Annotated in this window: 14 protein-coding genes and 1 pseudogene; 1 reads left to right on the top strand and 14 read right to left on the bottom strand. The window is 66.2% G+C overall.

The window, feature by feature from the left end; translation table 11 throughout:
* Positions 1-7: 7 nt before the first annotated feature.
* From VKI00_RS09755 to VKI00_RS09745, 3 genes are all read right to left on the bottom strand, one after another.
* A complete protein-coding gene (locus VKI00_RS09755) occupies positions 8-523 on the bottom strand; it encodes a DUF6912 family protein (RefSeq protein ID WP_324437128.1) in 516 nt (171 codons plus the stop codon).
* A gap of 15 nt (positions 524-538) precedes the next feature.
* Complete coding sequence (ppk2, locus tag VKI00_RS09750) at positions 539-1,342, bottom strand: polyphosphate kinase 2 (RefSeq protein WP_324437126.1); 804 nt, start codon at positions 1,340-1,342, stop codon at positions 539-541.
* Between the two features lie 126 nt (positions 1,343-1,468).
* Positions 1,469-2,875, bottom strand: coding sequence for a wax ester/triacylglycerol synthase family O-acyltransferase (locus VKI00_RS09745; protein WP_324437102.1), 1,407 nt, complete (start codon positions 2,873-2,875; stop codon positions 1,469-1,471).
* A gap of 190 nt (positions 2,876-3,065) precedes the next feature.
* Here VKI00_RS09745 and VKI00_RS09740 point away from each other — a divergent pair, with 190 nt between their 5' ends.
* Positions 3,066-3,590, top strand: a complete 525-nt coding sequence (locus tag VKI00_RS09740; protein WP_324437100.1) for an Rv3235 family protein — start codon at positions 3,066-3,068, stop codon at positions 3,588-3,590.
* A 22-nt stretch (positions 3,591-3,612) separates the two neighbouring features.
* Here the strand turns inward: VKI00_RS09740 and secA are convergent, their stop codons facing one another.
* From secA to VKI00_RS09685, 11 genes and pseudogenes are all read right to left on the bottom strand, one after another.
* Positions 3,613-6,441 (bottom strand): preprotein translocase subunit SecA, encoded by a 2,829-nt coding sequence (gene secA, locus VKI00_RS09735; protein ID WP_324437098.1) that lies wholly within the window; start codon positions 6,439-6,441, stop codon positions 3,613-3,615.
* Between the two features lie 129 nt (positions 6,442-6,570).
* Positions 6,571-7,251: a ribosome hibernation-promoting factor, HPF/YfiA family gene (hpf, locus tag VKI00_RS09730; RefSeq protein ID WP_324437097.1), complete on the bottom strand. Its 681-nt coding sequence runs from the start codon at positions 7,249-7,251 to the stop codon at positions 6,571-6,573.
* A 269-nt stretch (positions 7,252-7,520) separates the two neighbouring features.
* Positions 7,521-8,159, bottom strand: a complete 639-nt coding sequence (locus tag VKI00_RS09725; RefSeq protein WP_324437095.1) for a ComF family protein — start codon at positions 8,157-8,159, stop codon at positions 7,521-7,523.
* Between the two features lie 30 nt (positions 8,160-8,189).
* Positions 8,190-9,947 carry an MtrAB system accessory lipoprotein LpqB gene (gene lpqB, locus VKI00_RS09720; RefSeq protein ID WP_324437123.1) on the bottom strand — a complete coding sequence of 586 codons (1,758 nt, stop codon included), beginning with the start codon at positions 9,945-9,947 and terminating at the stop codon, positions 8,190-8,192.
* Between the two features lie 59 nt (positions 9,948-10,006).
* On the bottom strand, positions 10,007-11,665 hold the full coding sequence (mtrB, locus tag VKI00_RS09715) for an MtrAB system histidine kinase MtrB (protein ID WP_324437094.1): 1,659 nt from the start codon (positions 11,663-11,665) through the stop codon (positions 10,007-10,009).
* Between the two features lie 88 nt (positions 11,666-11,753).
* The gene (mtrA, locus tag VKI00_RS09710; RefSeq protein WP_324437092.1) at positions 11,754-12,440 is read right to left on the bottom strand and encodes a two-component system response regulator MtrA; all 687 of its coding nucleotides are present in this window, start codon (positions 12,438-12,440) and stop codon (positions 11,754-11,756) included.
* Between the two features lie 72 nt (positions 12,441-12,512).
* Positions 12,513-13,142: a dTMP kinase gene (locus VKI00_RS09705; protein WP_324437091.1), complete on the bottom strand. Its 630-nt coding sequence runs from the start codon at positions 13,140-13,142 to the stop codon at positions 12,513-12,515.
* A gap of 95 nt (positions 13,143-13,237) precedes the next feature.
* Positions 13,238-13,684, bottom strand: a complete 447-nt coding sequence (locus tag VKI00_RS09700) for a hypothetical protein (RefSeq protein WP_324437089.1) — start codon at positions 13,682-13,684, stop codon at positions 13,238-13,240.
* Positions 13,685-13,827: 143 nt separating this feature from the next.
* Positions 13,828-14,841: a hypothetical protein gene (locus VKI00_RS09695; protein WP_324437088.1), complete on the bottom strand. Its 1,014-nt coding sequence runs from the start codon at positions 14,839-14,841 to the stop codon at positions 13,828-13,830.
* 9 nt (positions 14,842-14,850) lie between these two features.
* A complete protein-coding gene (locus tag VKI00_RS09690; RefSeq protein ID WP_324437086.1) occupies positions 14,851-16,173 on the bottom strand; it encodes a peroxidase in 1,323 nt (440 codons plus the stop codon).
* A 21-nt stretch (positions 16,174-16,194) separates the two neighbouring features.
* A pseudogene (locus VKI00_RS09685) lies at positions 16,195-16,521 on the bottom strand (hypothetical protein); the annotation flags it as partial.

The raw sequence follows: 16,521 nt of genomic DNA, 5'->3' as shown, positions 1-16,521 counted from the left end.
AGCCAGCTCAGAGCAGCTCGAGCAGAAACGGCAGCTCCTGGGTGGCGTACCAGGCCAGGTCGTGGTCCTGCGCGTCGCCGACCGTCAGCTCGGCGTCCTCGTCACCGAGGTCGGCCTCGTCAATGACGGCGATCGCCGCCCTGACATCCGCCTCGGCGGTGGCATTGTCGACAAACACGGCAACGACGTCATCGATCGCCACCGGTGCCCCGATCCGCACGACGGCGTCATCGAGATCCGGGCGCATCGTCACCTCGCCGACGTCGGCGAGCAGCACGGCCCGCCGCGGCGGCAACGTCGCACCCGACTGCTCTGCGCCGTCGGCGGCGGCCAGCAGCCGCAATGAGGCCAGCGCCGCCTCGTGCAGCGCGACTTCACCCAGCTCGTCGTCGTCGCCCTCCGCGTACGCCTCCCGCAGTCGGGGCGTCACCGCGAACGCGGTGCCGTTGACCGGCCACAGCGAATCATCGGCGACGAGTTGTTGCAGCATGGCCAGGGTGGCCGGGATGTAGATCTGCATCAGGAAACGGTCACCACATCACTCGGCGGGGACCATCAACGTCGCCACATGGTCGTCCACGTACGTCGACAGCTCGCGCGGTGGCCGGTGATAGTTCTCGCTGACCACCGGACTGGCAGGCAATTTGACCTTCGGTTTCTTCACGTCGTGATAGTCGATGGTGGACAACAGATGTGCCATCATGTTCAGCCGAGAGTGTTTCTTGACTTCTGATTCCACGACATACCATGGGCTGCTCGGCGTATCGGTGTGCACCATCATCTCGTCTTTGGCGCGGGAATAGTCCTCCCACCGATACAGCGATTCCAGGTCCATCGGGCTGAGTTTCCATTGCCGCACAGGATCATTCCGCCTTGCTTTGAACCGGCGCAGCTGCTCGTCTTCGGATACCGAAAACCAGTACTTCCGTAGCAGAATTCCGTCGTCGATCAGCATCTGCTCGAAGACCGGTGTCTGCCGCAGGAACAGCACATACTCCTGCGGTGTGCAGTATCCCATGACTTTCTCGACGCCGGCGCGGTTGTACCACGAACGATCGAACAACACGATCTCCCCTTTGGCAGGCAGATGTGCGATATAGCGCTGGTAGTACCACTGCCCGCGCTCGCGATCGGCGGGCGCGGGCAACGCGGCGATCCGTGCGACGCGCGGGTTGAGGTATTCGGTAATCCTTTTGATCGTGCCGCCCTTGCCCGCCCCGTCACGGCCTTCGAAGATCACCACGAGGCGGGCACCGGAAAACCGCACCCACTCTTGGAGTCTGACGAATTCCGTTTGCAGCCTGAACAATTCGGCTTGGTAAACCTCGTTAGGAAGCTTCAGCGGCGGCGGCTGCGGTTTTTGTTTCTTCCGTTGCTTGGTTTGCGCCGACGTGTCGTTGGCTGATCCGTTGCTCACACCATCGAATGTTAGGTCCGCAAGCTCATTTTTCACCGGCGAATTGCCGCTCTACTGTGCGGCTTCCAATAATTCATCGAGCGATTCGGCCAGCAGCACCGGTAGCACGTCGACATCGCTCATCGCGTCCCGGTCAGCGTTGATGCCGAAATACAGCATGCCGTTGTAGGAGGTCACGCCGATGGCCAACACCTGGTTGTTGAGCAGCGGTGGTACGGCGTAGCTTTCCAGCAACTTCGCGCCGGCGATGTACATCTGCGACTGCGCGCCGGGCGCATTGGTGATCAGCAGATTGAACAAGCGCGCCGACAAGCCGGTGGCGACCCGAATCCCCATGGCGTGCAATGTCGGCGGCGCGAAACCCGACAGCGTGACGATCGTTCGGGCATCGACCAGGCTGGCCGCGGTCGGGTTGGATTCGGTGGCGTGCGCGATCTGCGACAGCCGTACAACCGCGTTGCCCTCCCCTACCGGCAGGTCGACCAGAAAGGGAGCGACCTGGCTGATCGCCCGCCCGCGGCTCGACGAGTTGAAAGTCTCATCCACGTAGACCGGCAAGGGCGCCATCGCCCGCACCATTGCGGTTGGCGCCGCCGACTCGCCGCGGGACAATAGCCAGTTGCGCAGCGCGCCGGTGATCACCGCCAGCACCACATCGTTGACGTCGCAGTTGTACCGCGCGCGAATGACCCGGTAGTCGTCGAGACGTCCGCGGGCGACGGTGAACCGCCGGTTGCGGGACACCCTGGTATTGAGCGGGCTGCTGGGCGCGGTGCCGCGCGCGAGTGTGCGGGCGACGTCGTACAGCCGTCGACCGACGTCAACCACCTGGCCGGAATTGGTCACCAGGCCGGTCATCCCGGTCCGGACGGCCCTCAGCTGCGCCCGCGGGCGAGTCGCCCAGTCACCGATGGCGCCCAACAACAACCGCGTGGAGCCGGGTTCGCGGCCCGGTACCCAGATGTCCTCGGGGAACGGCGGCGGGCGGCGGTTCCGGTCGGCGATGACGTGACCGATCTCGACCGCACCCATCCCGTTGATCAGCGCCTGATGCGACTTGGTGTAGAGGGCGAGGCGATTATTGGCCAAGCCCTCGACCAAGTACATCTCCCACAGCGGTCGGGACTTGTCCAGCGGTCGTGCAGCCAGCCGGCCGATCAGCTCGTGCAACTGCTCGTCGCTGCCCGGCGACGGCAGCGCCGAGCGTCGGACATGGTAGGTGATGTCAAAATCACGGTCGTCGATCCACACCGGTCTGGCCAGCCCGAGGGTTACCTCGCGGACCTTCTGCCGGTACCGCGGCACCTGTGGCAGCCGCTTCTCCACGGTAGCCAACAACGTTTCGTAGCTCAGTCCGGCACGCGGCGCACGCAGGATCGACAACGAGCCCACGTACAGCGGGGTGGCGGTGTTCTCCAGCTGATAGAACGACGCGTCCGAAGTGGACAACCTCGCCACGTCGCCTCTCCCCTGATAATCCCTTATGAATTCGTCGACCGATCGGTCTGCCGCTCACGGTAACCGTCCACGCGGGCGTGCCGCAGCGCGGGTACGCGCCCGCGACGATTGTGCGATGATCGTCACAGTCGTCTGCCACTCTCCAGCAGGCTTACCTTTTCGGCCCCGTCGTAAGCATTGGGAGAGAGCATTGTTGACAAGTCCCAGCCCATCCGACCGCGACGCCTTCGCGGTCGTGCCCGTCGTCGACTATGAACCGCCGGCGCGTGACGTCCGGCACTGTCGGCCGCCTTCACCCACCGTGCTGCGGCGGCGTAATACGCATGTGCAGCAACGGCATTCGGGCCGACACGCCGTGGCCGGCGCGTCGTCGGCCATGTCGGCGCCGTTGCGGCAAGCGGCGTGCTTCGCCGACGCGGCGCTGCGCCGGGTACTGGAAGTCATCGACCGTCGCCGCCCCGTCGCGCAGTTACACGGGCTGCTGGCCGCGGGCCTCGTCGACTCGGTGTTGTGCGCTAATCGGTTGGCGGCCGGCCACGACGCAGCGGCGGTGCTGCGCCGGGTGCGGCTGCAGGCGGTGGGCGCACCGGACCGTTTCGCGGCGGCCGAGGTATTCGGGAGCTACAGCCGCGGGAGCCGCGTCCACGCCATCGCCTGTCGCATCGAACGAGTCGCGGGCGGACGATGGCAGGTGGTCGCGCTGCACATCGGCTGACCGCAGGGCGCGGCTATGCCCGCTATCGTCGTCGGGCTGATTTCGGCTTGCCGTGCCGGCCTTGCCGGCGCGCGGCTTCACGCCGCTCGCGGCGACTACCGCCGGCCCCGGCCGCCGCCGGCTGCCCGCCTCCGTTGCCCTGCACCTGCGCCGAACCGTCCTCGGCGGGACCGGAATACGTCAGTTGCGGCGCCTCGGTCTCAATCCCCTTGGCGCGCAATGCAGTTGCTGTTTCGCGCGCTCCGCCGGACTCGGCAGCAGTCCGCTGCTGTGCGCTGGCCGCCGCGGCGGTGGCGAACTCCGCCAGGTCCTCCGGTTCCTCGACGGGTCCGACCTGCGGAGCGGGGACCGCCTCGACGGTGACGTTGAACAAGAAGCCGACCGACTCCTCCTTCAGTCCCTCGAGCATGCCGCTGAACATGTCGAAACCCTCGCGCTGGTACTCGACCAGCGGATCGCGCTGGGCCATCGCGCGCAGGCCGATGCCCTCTTTGAGGTAGTCCATCTCGTAGAGATGCTCACGCCACTTGCGGTCGATGACGTTGAGCAGCACGTTGCGCTCCAGCTGCCGCATCGCGCCCTCGCCGGCGAGTTCCTCGAGCTCGGCCTCCCGCGCCGCGTAGGCGCGCTCGGCGTCTTCGACCAAGGCGTCGAGCAGTTCCTCGCGGGTAAGCTCACCGGGCTCACCGATGGCCTCCGAGTCGATCAGGTCTTTGTGATCGATGTTGACCGGGTACAGCGTCTTCAGCGCGTCCCACAGCTGTTCCAGATCCCAGTCCTCGGCGTAACCCTCGACGGTTGCGCCGTCGACGTAGGCGGTGATCACGTCGACCAGCATGTCGCGAGCCTGCTGCTGCAGGTTCTCGCCTTCGAGGATCCGGCGACGCTCCTCGTAGATGACCTTGCGCTGCTGGTTCATCACCTCGTCGTATTTGAGGACGTTCTTGCGGACCTCGAAGTTCTGCTGCTCGACCTGGGTCTGTGCGCTCTTGATCGCCCGGGTCACCATCTTGGCCTCGATCGGCACGTCGTCGGGCAGATTGAGCCGGGTCAGCAGCGTTTCCAGCGCGGCGCCGTTGAAGCGGCGCATCAACTCATCGCCCAGCGACAGATAGAAGCGTGACTCACCGGGGTCGCCCTGACGGCCGGAGCGGCCGCGCAGCTGGTTGTCGATGCGACGCGACTCGTGGCGCTCGGTGCCAAGCACATACAGCCCGCCGGCCTCGATCACTTCCTTGGCTTCCTCGGCCGCCTCGGCCTTGACCACCGGCAGCTCCTCGTGCCAGGCCTCCTCGTACTCGTCCGGCGTCTCCACCGGGTCGAGGCCTCGCTCGCGCAGCCGGAGGTCGGTGAGAAAGTCGACGTTGCCGCCCAAAACGATGTCGGTACCGCGACCGGCCATGTTGGTGGCCACCGTGATGGCGCCGCGCCGGCCGGCCTGGGCGACGATGCCTGCCTCCTGCTCGTGGTATTTGGCGTTGAGCACGTTGTGCGGGACGCGTCGTTTCTGGAATTGACGCGACAGGTACTCCGAGCGCTCCACGCTGGTGGTACCGATCAGCACCGGCTGACCCTTCTCGTAGCGCTCGGTGACATCGTCGACGACCGCGATGTACTTGGCTTCCTCGGTCTTGTAGATGAGGTCGGACTGGTCGGCGCGGACCATGGGCTTGTTCGTCGGAATGCTCACCACGCCGAGCTTGTAGATCTCGTGCAGCTCGGCGGCCTCGGTTTGCGCGGTTCCGGTCATGCCGGCGAGCTTGTCGTAGAGCCGGAAGTAGTTCTGCAGCGTGATGGTGGCCAGCGTCTGGTTCTCGGCCTTGATCTCGACGTGCTCCTTAGCCTCGATGGCCTGATGCATGCCCTCGTTGTAGCGCCGCCCGATCAGCACCCGGCCGGTGAACTCGTCGACGATGAGCACCTCGCCGTCGCGGACGATGTAGTCCTTGTCGCGGTTGAACAGCTCCTTGGCCTTCAGCGAGTTGTTGAGGTAGCTGACCAGCGGCGAGTTGGCGGCCTCGTAGAGGTTGTCGATGCCGAGCTGGTCCTCGACGAACTCCACGCCGAGCTCGTGCACACCCACGGTGCGTTTGCGCAGGTCCACCTCGTAGTGGACGTCTTTCTCCATCAGCGGCGCCAACCGGGCGAACTCGGTGTACCAGTTCGACGCGCCGTCGGCGGGCCCGGAGATGATCAGCGGCGTGCGGGCCTCGTCGATCAGAATCGAGTCCACCTCGTCGACGATCGCAAAGTTGTGCCCGCGCTGAACGCATTCCTCGAGCGAGTGCGCCATGTTGTCGCGCAGGTAGTCGAAGCCGAATTCGTTGTTGGTGCCGTAGGTGATGTCGGCGGCGTACGCGACGCGCCGCTCGTCGGGCATCATCTGCGCGAGGATCACGCCGACGTCCAGACCGAGGAAGCGGTGCACCCGGCCCATCCACTCGCTGTCGCGTTTGGCCAGGTAGTCGTTGACGGTGACGATGTGCACGCCCTTGCCGCCGACGCCGTTGAGGTAGGCCGGCAACACCGAGGTCAGGGTCTTGCCCTCACCGGTCTTCATCTCGGCGACGTTGCCGAAGTGCAGCGCAGCAGCGCCCATCACCTGCACGTCGAAGGGGCGCTGGTCCAATACCCGCCAGGCCGCTTCCCGGGCCACCGCGAACGCCTCGGGCAGCAGGTCGTCGAGGCTTTCCCCGTCGGCGTGCCGCTTCTTGAACTCGGCGGTCTTGGCCCGCAGTTCGGCGTCGGTCAGTTTCTCGATGTCGTCGGACAAGCTGTTGACATAGTCGGCCACGCGCTTGAGGCGCTTGACCATGCGACCTTCACCAACGCGCAGCAACTTATCCAACACAGCTTTGTCCCCTACGGATCGGAGTCTCGGGCGTCCTCCATCCTAGGTGACGAGCCGGCGAGACCCGCCGCAGCGGCGATCGCAAGCGCGGCGGAGCCGGGGCAGCCGGGTCGCCGCTCGAACGACCCTTCAGGCCAACCGGATCAGCCCATAGTCGTAGGCGTGCCGACGGTAGACCACCGAGGGGCATTCGGTCTGCTTGTCGTAGAACAGGAAAAAGTCGTGGCCGACCAGCTCCATCTCGTACAGCGCGTCCTCCACCGACATCGGCTTGGCCGGGTGTTCCTTGATGCGCACCACCCGACCCGGCTCATGGTGGCCGTTGGTGCCATCGTGCTCAGGCGGGACCTCGGGGTCGAGTGCCGGCTCAGGTGGCAGGACGGCGGTCGCGGCGGCCAATGAGACCGGGGTCTTGTCGCCGTAATGCACTTTGCGGCGATCCTTGACGCGACGCAGCCGGCTTTCCAGCCTGGCGACCGCGGATTCGAATGCGGCGTAGAAGCTGTTCGCGCACGCTTCGCCGCGGACCACCGGCCCACGGCCGCGAGCGGTGATCTCGACATGCTGACAGGACTTGCGTTGGCGGCGGTTGCGCTCGTGGTCGAGCTCGACGTCGAACAGGTAGATGGTTCGGTCGAACCGCTCCAAGCGGGCGAGTTTTTGCGAGACGTAGATGCGGAAGTGGTCGGGTATCTCGACGTTGCGGCCCTTGACCACGATTTCGGCGTGCGATGTCGGTTCGTCCGGCTCCTCAGCTGCTACCGGTAGTTCGGCGACAAGCTGAACAGATTCCACGGTTTGCCTTGACATACTTGACAACTCGTTTCTCTCGCGTTGCACGCACCAGGCGTGCCCGGCTTCCAGGTACACGCGCCGACGGGGTGGTGATCTTTCAATGGCCGCCCGCCGGTGCAAGGTGTCGAGAACTCACCCCCTACCCGTCTTCGGTGTCGTGGCGCCTCGTTTACCTGAGCTGCGCCACCTCGAGGCGTTTCATGGTGCTTGATCCCGACGGTAGACCGTGTTCAGGTAGAAGTTCCAGTGTTTTGACCTACCTGTTGCGAGTTCTTCACGAACGACTACGCGGCTGCTAGCGCCAGCACAGCGGACACCCGCACTCCCACGGTGTGCAGGACGCGGACCGACTCGCGGGCGGTCGCGCCGGTAGTGACGATGTCGTCGACAAGCAGGACTTCGCTATCGACCGGCACCCGTCGGCTCGTCAGCAGCACCCGTCCGGCGATATTGCGCTCGCGGGCGGCACTGCCCAGGCCCGCCGAATCGCGGGCCAGCGCCTTCATCCGCAGCGCCCGGACCACGGTGATGTGCGGGTGGACAGCGGTTGCCAGCGTCGCGATGCGGGTGACGGGATCGCCACCGCGGCGGCGCGCCGCCCAGCCGCGGGTCGGCGCCGGCACGATCGCCAGCGGGACGTCCAACAGACCCCAGTCGAGCAATCGGTGCACGCCGAGCGCCAACACGTGGGCCAGCGGCGCGGTCAGGTCGCCGCGGCCGCGGTCTTTCATCGCGACGATCACCTGCCGGCGCGCACCGGCGTAGCGGCCGAGCGCGAACACCGGAACGCCGGGGTCGATGCGCGGGGTGATCACCCGCGGGGCGTCGGGACCCATGTCCAGCTCGCGGCCGCAGGCCTCACACCAGCGGGTCGACGGCGCCCCGCAGCCGCCACACTCCAGCGGAAGCACGAGATCGAGCACAGCGCAAGTGTGCCGACGACGGGTGACAACTCAGCCGGGCAGCACCGGTATCGCCCCGCCCACCATGAACGGCGGCACATCCAGCCAGCCCTGCGGCCCTTCGGCGCCCGAGATCGACAGCTGCATCACCCCGCGCGGATCGGCGACGTACACAATCGACGGATTGGCCGCGATCGCACCCACCGGCTGCTGCAGATTGCCGCTGGGGGCATCGGAGTTGACCCCATCGATGTTGACGTACGACACCGGATGCTCGGCGTCGTTGCGGCTCACCGCGATGTCGTCGTCGGCACGCCACGACAACGACACCACCGAGGAGCCCAGCCCGAACCCGAGCCGCCGCGGGTAGGTCAACGCGAATTGGCCGGCCTGGGTCTGCTCGACGCTGGCCAGGATCACCTGGCCCTCGATGACCATCGCCGCCCGCGTACCGTCCCGGGACAGCTGCAGCTCGGAGATCACACCCGGGAAGCGACTGGACACCGCGGCCGAGTCCACCGGGAGACGCGCGGGCTGACCCGAGGCCGTCCCGGCGATGGCGCGCAACACGGTGTTGCCGTCGGCGACCACCCACACCGCGTCGTCCAACGACCAGCTTGGTCGCGACAAGGTATGCCCGTCAGCGGCTTCCACCGCCTCGCCGCCGAGATCGCCGATCCACAGCGATGACGCCATGTCCGGCGCGCCCGGCCGCAGTGTCACCACCGAAGCGACCTGATGCCCGCTGCGCGACAGCGTGGCCGCGGTCTGGTCCGCCGTCCGGCCGAACGCGCCCGGCACCGGGTCGGCGGCCTGCCCGTTCAGCGACACCAGCCGCCCGCCCACCAGCGCGTGCACTCCGGCCGCCGCCCCCTCGGCGACACCTGGATCGGTGGCGGCGACATCAGAGGGGTTCCACCCCGCGGCGAACCTTTCGTCGAGCGCGGCGCCGTCGGCGTTGATCACGTACGGGCCTTTGATGTCTGCGCGCGCCAGCGTCCAGATGATCTGCGCGGCAAGCAATTGCTTACTGTGCGGGTCGGCGACCGTCAGCAACTCCAAATCGATCCTGGCGCCGGCGTAACCGCGTCCGACGCCGCTCTTTCCGCCGTCGGCCCGAGTCACCGGCCCGCGGAGCCGCAGCGGCGGCCCGAGCATGTTGCGCACACTTTTGGCCATCTCCGGACGCGGACCGGCGATCAGCTTGGAAATCAGTTCGGTGGCCAGCTGATCACGGTCGGCCACCGCGACATAGCGTGGATCCGGAACGACCGTCTTACCAGTCGGGTCCGCGAAATACAGTGTGTTGCGTTTATAGGTGGCCTGAAATTGCTGCCAGTCCAAGAAAACCCCGTTGGGCAGCCGGTCGATACGCCAGCCGCCCGGCGTCTTGACCAGTTCGATGGGACCGGGATCCGGCAGCACGCCCTCGGCGGTCTCGAACACACCCATATCCGACAGCGAGCCAAGTTTGTCCGCCCGCATGGTCACCGAAACCCTTTCGGCGCTGTGGGTTTCGGTGAAGACGACGTGGTCGATCAGCAAGGCGCTGCCCGCGTCGTCCCAGGCGTTCGACGCCGACTGGGTGAGGAACTGGCGTGCCGCGAGGTGCCGGTTAGCCGGATCGGCTGTGGCTTTGAGGAATTCGCGCAACAGCCTGTCGGGGTCCATGCCCGGCGTCGGCTTTGGCAGATTCGACGGCGCCGGCCGCTCGACGGTGCCGATGGCTTGGGGCGCCGAGGCGCTCGGCACTCCGGCGCAGCCAGCGAGCACGACGGCCAGGGCGAACAGCAGCCCGGTCAACTTCAGCCCGGCGACGATGCGGGCCGGAACGGCCCGAGGAGGAGCCGGGCGATCAGGCCAGCGCATCACGCACCCCTTTCGGCGTGCTCCCGCTGTCGCGGCTGGCGCTCGTTGCGTTCTGGGGCAATCGGTTTCATCGGCAGCGGGCTGGTGGTGACCTTGTGGCCGCGCACCAGCGGCAGCGTCAGCCGGAAGCAGGCGCCTTGACCGGGCTCCCCCCATGCCTCTAGCCGCCCCTGGTGCAGGCGTGCGTCTTCGACGCTGATCGCCAACCCCAGCCCGGTCCCGCCGGATCGCCGTACCCGCGACGGGTCCGACCGCCAGAACCGGCTGAACACCAGTTTTTCCTCGCCCGGCCGCAGCCCGACGCCGTAGTCGCGGACGGTGACGGCGACGGTATCTTCGTCGGCGGCCATCCGAATCCGCACCGGCTTGTGCTCGGCGTGGTCGATGGCGTTGGCGATCAGGTTGCGCAGGATCCGCTCGACGCGGCGAGGGTCGACCTCGGCGATCACCTCTTCGGGCGGCATGTCGACAATCAGCTGAACCGCGGCGTCTTCGGCCAGGTGACCCACATTCCCCAGCGCGCTGTTGACGGTCGAACGCAGGTCGACGGCCTCCACCGACAGCTCGGCAACGCCGGCGTCGTGCCGCGAGATTTCCAGCAGGTCGCTGAGCAGCGACTCGAACCGGTCCAGCTCGTTGACCATCAGCTCGGTGGACCGTTGCAGCGCCGGGTCGAGGTCGTCGCTGTGGTCGTAGATCAGATCGGCGGCCATCCGCACGGTGGTCAGCGGTGTGCGCAGCTCGTGGCTGACATCAGAGGTGAACCGGCGCTGCAGGTTTCCGAACTCCTCGAGTTGGGCGATCTGCCGCGACAGGCTTTCGGCCATGTCGTTGAACGACACCGCCAGCCGTGCCATGTCGTCCTCGCCGCGGATCGGCATCCGCTCGGACAGGTGCCCCTCGGCGAACCGTTCGGCAGTACGCGCCGCGGCACGCACCGGCACCACCACCTGCCGGGTGACCAACCATGCGATGCCGGCCAGCAGCACCATCAACACCAGTCCGCCAGTGGCCATGGTGCCGCGGACCAGTGCGATCGTGCTTTGCTCGTTGCCCAGCGGGAAGATCAGGTAGAGCTCCAGGTTGGTCACCCGCGACGACGTCGGGCTGCCGATCACCAGCGCCGGACCCGAGAAGCCTTCGGTGTGCACCGTCGCGTACTGGTAGGCCACCTGCCCGGCCTTGACGAAATCGCGCAGCGAAGCGGGTAATTGGTCGACGGGCCCGGCCGCCGCCGCGGGTCGCGGGCCGTAGCCGGGCACCACCAGCACGGCGTCGAACGCACCCGCCATACCGGCGCCAGAAGTCGGATCGGTCTTCGACGTCAACGTGTTGCGGGCGAGCTGCAGGCTGCTGTCCAGCGAGCGTGCCTCTTCCCCGCTGACGATTCCGCTGACGGTGTTGCGGGCCCGGTCGATCTGCTCGGTGGCCGCGCGGACTTTGATGTCGAGAACGCGGTTGGTGACCTGACTGGTCAGCACGAAGCCGAGCACCAGGATCACCGCGAGGGACATTCCGAGCGTGAGGGCGAGCACTCGAAGTTGCAGCGAGCGGCGCCAAGCCGCGCCGAGGGCTCGACTCAACGCGCCCATGCCCCGCACCACCGGGCCAGAACGACCCGAACGACCGCGTATGCGTGGCCTCGAGGCAAAGATCACCGGCGCCGCTCCTCAGCATCGCGACGCTGGGCTGGGTCACTGCACCGCTCCTCAGCATCGCTTCGCTCTGCATCGTCGCCGGCGCGGGTCACGGAGGTCCGGCCTTGTAACCCACTCCTCGAACGGTCAGCACAACGGTCGGGTTCTCCGGGTCTTTTTCGACCTTGGCCCGCAGACGCTGGACGTGCACGTTCACCAAGCGGGTGTCCGCTGGGTGACGGTATCCCCACACCTGTTCGAGCAGCACATCACGAGTAAACACCTGACGGGGTTTACGCGCCAACGCCACCAGCAGGTCGAACTCCAGTGGGGTCAGCGAGATCTGCTCGCCGTTGCGAGTGACCTTGTGCGCCGGCACATCGATGTCCACGTCGGCGATCGACAGCATCTCGGCGGGCTCGTCTTCGTTGCGCCGCAGCCGTGCTCGCACCCGAGCGACCAGCTCCTTGGGTTTGAACGGCTTCATGATGTAGTCGTCGGCGCCCGACTCCAAGCCCAGCACCACGTCGACGGTGTCGGTCTTGGCCGTGAGCATCACGATCGGAACACCGGAATCGGCGCGCAGCACCCGGCACACGTCGATGCCGTTCATCCCGGGCAACATCAAATCCAGCAGCACCAGGTCGGGACGCAGCTCGCGCACTGCGGTGAGCGCCTGGGTGCCGTCTCCGATGACCGCGGTGTCGAAACCTTCGCCCCGCAGCACGATGGTCAGCATCTCGGCCAGCGAAGCGTCGTCGTCGACCACGAGAATTCTTTGCCTCATGCCGTCCATGGTGTCACCAGATCGCAATAAAACGGAGCTGCCACACGCGCGTTTCGTGACCGAATACCACAGTTTGCGGCGCTAGGCCGTCAACCTGGCCGCCAGCTGGCCCGCGTCGACGTCCGCATCGACCACCAGCCAGCGCCCGCCCCAGCCCGCGGCGGCCAGGCCGGCGTAGACCGCGCCGGTGCGTTGCTGCAGCTCGTTATCGCGTTCGTAGGCATCACGTGACCGGCTGGCATCCTGGCGGGCTCGATCGCGGGCGCGCTGGCTGGCCAGCTTAGTCGAAACCCCAAGCAGCACTTGCCAATCCGGTGCAGGAAGCTGCAACCGGTGGTACTCGATCTGGTGCACCCAGCCCACCACCTCGCCGTCGGCGTCCTGATGCAGGCGGGCGGCGCTGTAGGCGGCGTTGGAGGCCACGTAACGATCCAGGATCACCACATCGTGGTCGCCGCACAGCTCACGGATCTGCGCCGCGGCGCCGGCCCGATCCAGCGCGAACAGCATCGCCATCGCATACACCGATGATGCGAGGTCACCGTGCTGGCCGTGCAGCGCCTCGGCCGCCACGTCGGCGGCCACCGACTGCCCGTATCGCGGGAACGCCAGGGTGGCCACCGACCGGCCGGCGGCTTGGAAAGCTTCATGCAGGCCGCGCGTCAGCGTCTGCTTGCCGGCGCCGTCGACCCCTTCAATCGCGATCAACACGGCGCGAGCCTATCGCCGGATGCACCCCGACTATCGAGTCTGCTGAGTGATATCAACCTGTGCTGCCCCGCGCGTGCGACCGTAGCCGACACCGCTTACGACTGCTGACCACGATCGGCACGACGACGCATCCTGCGCGCGCTTCGGCGCAAACCCCGGACTGCGTAGCCGCCCGCCACGACCGACGCCGCAATCGTGGTAATGAACACGGGCAGCCAGCTGTCCCGGTCGTGGTCGACAGACCACCAGACAATCGAGAAGAGCACCGTGCAGGCAAATAGGACGATGTCACGCCAGCTTCCTTCATAGGAACTGGCGGTGGCGCGCAGCTGGCGTGCCTTGTCCTCCGCCACGATCAATTCATCGATGCGGTCGTTGATGCTGCGCCGCAGCGCCTCCCGTCGGGCCGCCTCCATTTCAGGCATCTGCTCGAGCAGCTCCAGGTCTTGTTTGATCCCCTCCCGCAAGTCGGGACCCCTGAGTTGCCCCACCGCAGCGCCCAGCAGCGCACCGCCGACGACGGGAGCCGCGCCCATGGCCATCGCTGCTATACCAGGCATTGTGACCCCCACCTTCCTCGCGCTCCGTAATCCTGGCCATCGACCCTACGGTGACGTTGCGATCGGCGTTTTGGCTCAGTGCCGGTGGGGTCGGGTTGGTTACCGACTACGAAACCGCTGGAACATCACTTCATGGTGGCAAGGTTGTGCCAAAAATTCTTGAGGCTGTCGGTGCCGCCGAAAAGCGTGGTGAAGTTCGTGGAGTCGACGAGGACGATGTCGCCGGCACGCCAACCCGACGGCGGCATCCAGATCAGCGCGTTGAATTCGGCGTTGCCTGCCGCGGTGAAGGGATGGGGCCTCGTGGGATCGATCCGTTGACGACCCAGCACCCGCAGAGAGTCGCCCTCCGGCGCGGTGAGTTCGTAGTGCGGCAGGTGGGGGTGGAAGTTGAACGTGGTGACGTTGTCGAGCAGCCTGGCGGCGTCCAGGTCGCGGACCGCGGTCAGGGGTGCGATCTGGTTGGTGCCCTCGACAACCGCGGGACGCAGCCCCCAGGTGTTGTGCACCGGGACCTCGAGGGCCGTCATCAGGGAGCGGGTGTACTGGGAGAACCGTTGTTGGCGAGGCACCAGCGGGTCGCCGTGGTGCTGGTATTCGACCTGACGCTGGGCGAAATCGTCGGTAAAGCCGACGTCGTGATGCGGGGCCAGCAGCAGGCACGTGCCTTCTCGTTGCAGCCATTCCCGGATGGCGCTGATCTCCTCCGGTGCGGCTTCTTGTTCCGACAGGATGTGGTCCAGCCCGAAGACCATGAGGGTGTCGGTGTCGGCGAGGATCCGCTCGTCGATCGGGAGCCGGTAGCCGGCCTGGTCGATGCGCTGGAAGACGGCGACCGGGTGGCCGGTGGCTTCGCCGGCCAGGTCCTGGAAAGCCAGCGCCGAGCGGTGGAAAAGTTCCAGGGTGCCGGCGATGCCCTGGAGGAAGTGCGCCTCGTCGTATTCCGGTGTCTCGTAGCTCGGCCACAGGGCGTTGCGGACTTCGGTCATGGTGGAAAAGCGGTTGTACATCGCGGCGGGGTCGCGTTGGGCTTCCCACGGGTAGCTCCAGGTCCAGTAGATGCTGATGCGCCGTCCGCCAGTATGCGGACGCGGGATGTGGCTTTGGTTGTAGGTCCGCGCCGCGGAAAGTGCGCCCATGGTGAATCCTTAACGTGATCGGTCGAGCGCCGCGAGGTATCGCATGGCGTTGATGCCGGGCAGGAAGAAGTACGCCCCACCCGTCAGGGTGGTGAACGCCGGCAACCCTTTGAGGGTTTTGCGGATCGGCCGCTTGGGGATTTTGAAGTCCAGTGTCCCGTCCTGCGTTCCACAGATGGGGTCGTGCTCGTTGCCGAGTTCGTGGAAGGCGCGGTCGTTGATCCACACGTTCTGGGCGAACTCGAACTGACGGACCAGGCTGGCGCAGATGATGAACGCGGCGATGCCGCGATCCACACCGTCGTCGGGCGCGCCCTCGGGCAATGCAGGACCGTAGGTAGCACCGCGGCGAATTATCCTGTGCCGGTTCATGTTGTGCGCGGTGTCGCGCGGGTTGAGGCGTCGCGCGTGCGATCCCAGCGGGCAAGCATACCCGTGCGGATCCATCTCCTTATAGTTGAAGTCGTTGTTGCGCATAGGGTCCGCGCCCAGCTCGGGATCGTCCTTATCCGGTGCCAACACCAGCGGGGCACCGCTGCGCCAGCGGCCCATGAACTTCGCGGCGAGCAATTCCTGATCGTCCGGCGTGTCGGCGTGCTCCTGCAGATAGTCGCGGAACAGTCCAACGTGCTCCTGCAACCGGCGGTAGGCCATGTAGCTTCCATTGCGGCACAGGACTTCTGGCTGCGGCAGATCGGGCGACCCGTGCTCGTCGGGATAGCCGAGGATGAACTCGCCCGGCTTTAAGGGCGCGCCCGACCCCGGCGTCGGCTCTTCACCCGAGCCCTCGATCACCGGCTGCGACAACCTGTCCCGGAACCCGAAGTGATCATGTGCGTAATTGAACGGCGGCGTCGCGTTCAAATCCAACACCGACAGACTGCGCACACCATCGCACCGGGCCACAAGCTTGTCGTGTTCTCCGGTGGCCCGGGCATGTTCGGCGTCATCGCGCGCGAACAGGATCGCGATTGCGTGCAAGTCACCGCCTGCCAGACCGCCGACCCAGTTGTCAGGGTGGTTAGCCCCGGTATCCCCCAAGATGTCTGCCCGAGCCGCCATGCCCTGGCGAAACGCCTCCGGGAAAGTTGCCAGGGATTCCTCGGGCAATCCGACTGCTCGCAGGCCGCTCCACGTGAACGCCAGCGTGATCCACCGCTTCGTGCTGTCCATCGAGGCTTGCGCCGTCGCCGCCGAGTCGACTCTGTCGATCAGCTCGGACAGCCACGCCCGGCCGCCGGCCGGGTCGTCGAACGACAGGAACTCGTAGCGCCCGGTCATTGCCGGCGTGCGGGTCAGCAGAATGTGCTGAATATCGTCCAACTCAAGCATCGGTGCATGTTTCGGTACGGATCATTGCATCTGGTCGAGCATGTCGGAGAACGCCGCTTTGAGCCGCAGGGCCTTCTTGATCTCGTCGGCGGTGACGTAGGGGTACTCCCCATACTCCAGGAAACTAGAGCACTGGTGCTCACGGACGAACTTCACGAAGGCGTCTGGATTCTCTTTCCAGTCCTCCGGGAATCCCTCGAGGTTGGTGAACACCGTGGTGATCCCGGTCGCGCTGAACAGCGCCACCGCATCCTCGGTGTACTTGTCGAAGTCGGTGTCGAAGATGCCCTGGTACTGAAAATGCAGCCCCGAACCGACGTCGAACAATACCCACCGCAAGTAGTGCAG

Source organism: Mycobacterium sp. (assembly GCF_035314665.1).
Lineage (GTDB): Bacteria > Actinomycetota > Actinomycetes > Mycobacteriales > Mycobacteriaceae > Mycobacterium.
The sequence above is the reverse complement of the archived record's forward strand: the minus strand, read 5'-3'. Positions and strand labels throughout refer to the sequence as shown.

Excerpts from the sequence above, each read along its gene's own strand:
- VKI00_RS09695 (WP_324437088.1), bottom strand. The coding sequence starts at position 14,841 with ATGGGCGCACTTTCCGCGGCGCGGACCTACAACCAAAGCCACATCCCG.
- hpf (WP_324437097.1), bottom strand. The coding sequence starts at position 7,251 with ATGTCAAGGCAAACCGTGGAATCTGTTCAGCTTGTCGCCGAACTACCG.
- mtrA (WP_324437092.1), bottom strand. The coding sequence starts at position 12,440 with ATGGACGGCATGAGGCAAAGAATTCTCGTGGTCGACGACGACGCTTCG.
- VKI00_RS09700 (WP_324437089.1), bottom strand. The coding sequence starts at position 13,684 with ATGGCCATGGGCGCGGCTCCCGTCGTCGGCGGTGCGCTGCTGGGCGCT.
- VKI00_RS09690 (WP_324437086.1), bottom strand. The coding sequence starts at position 16,173 with ATGCTTGAGTTGGACGATATTCAGCACATTCTGCTGACCCGCACGCCG.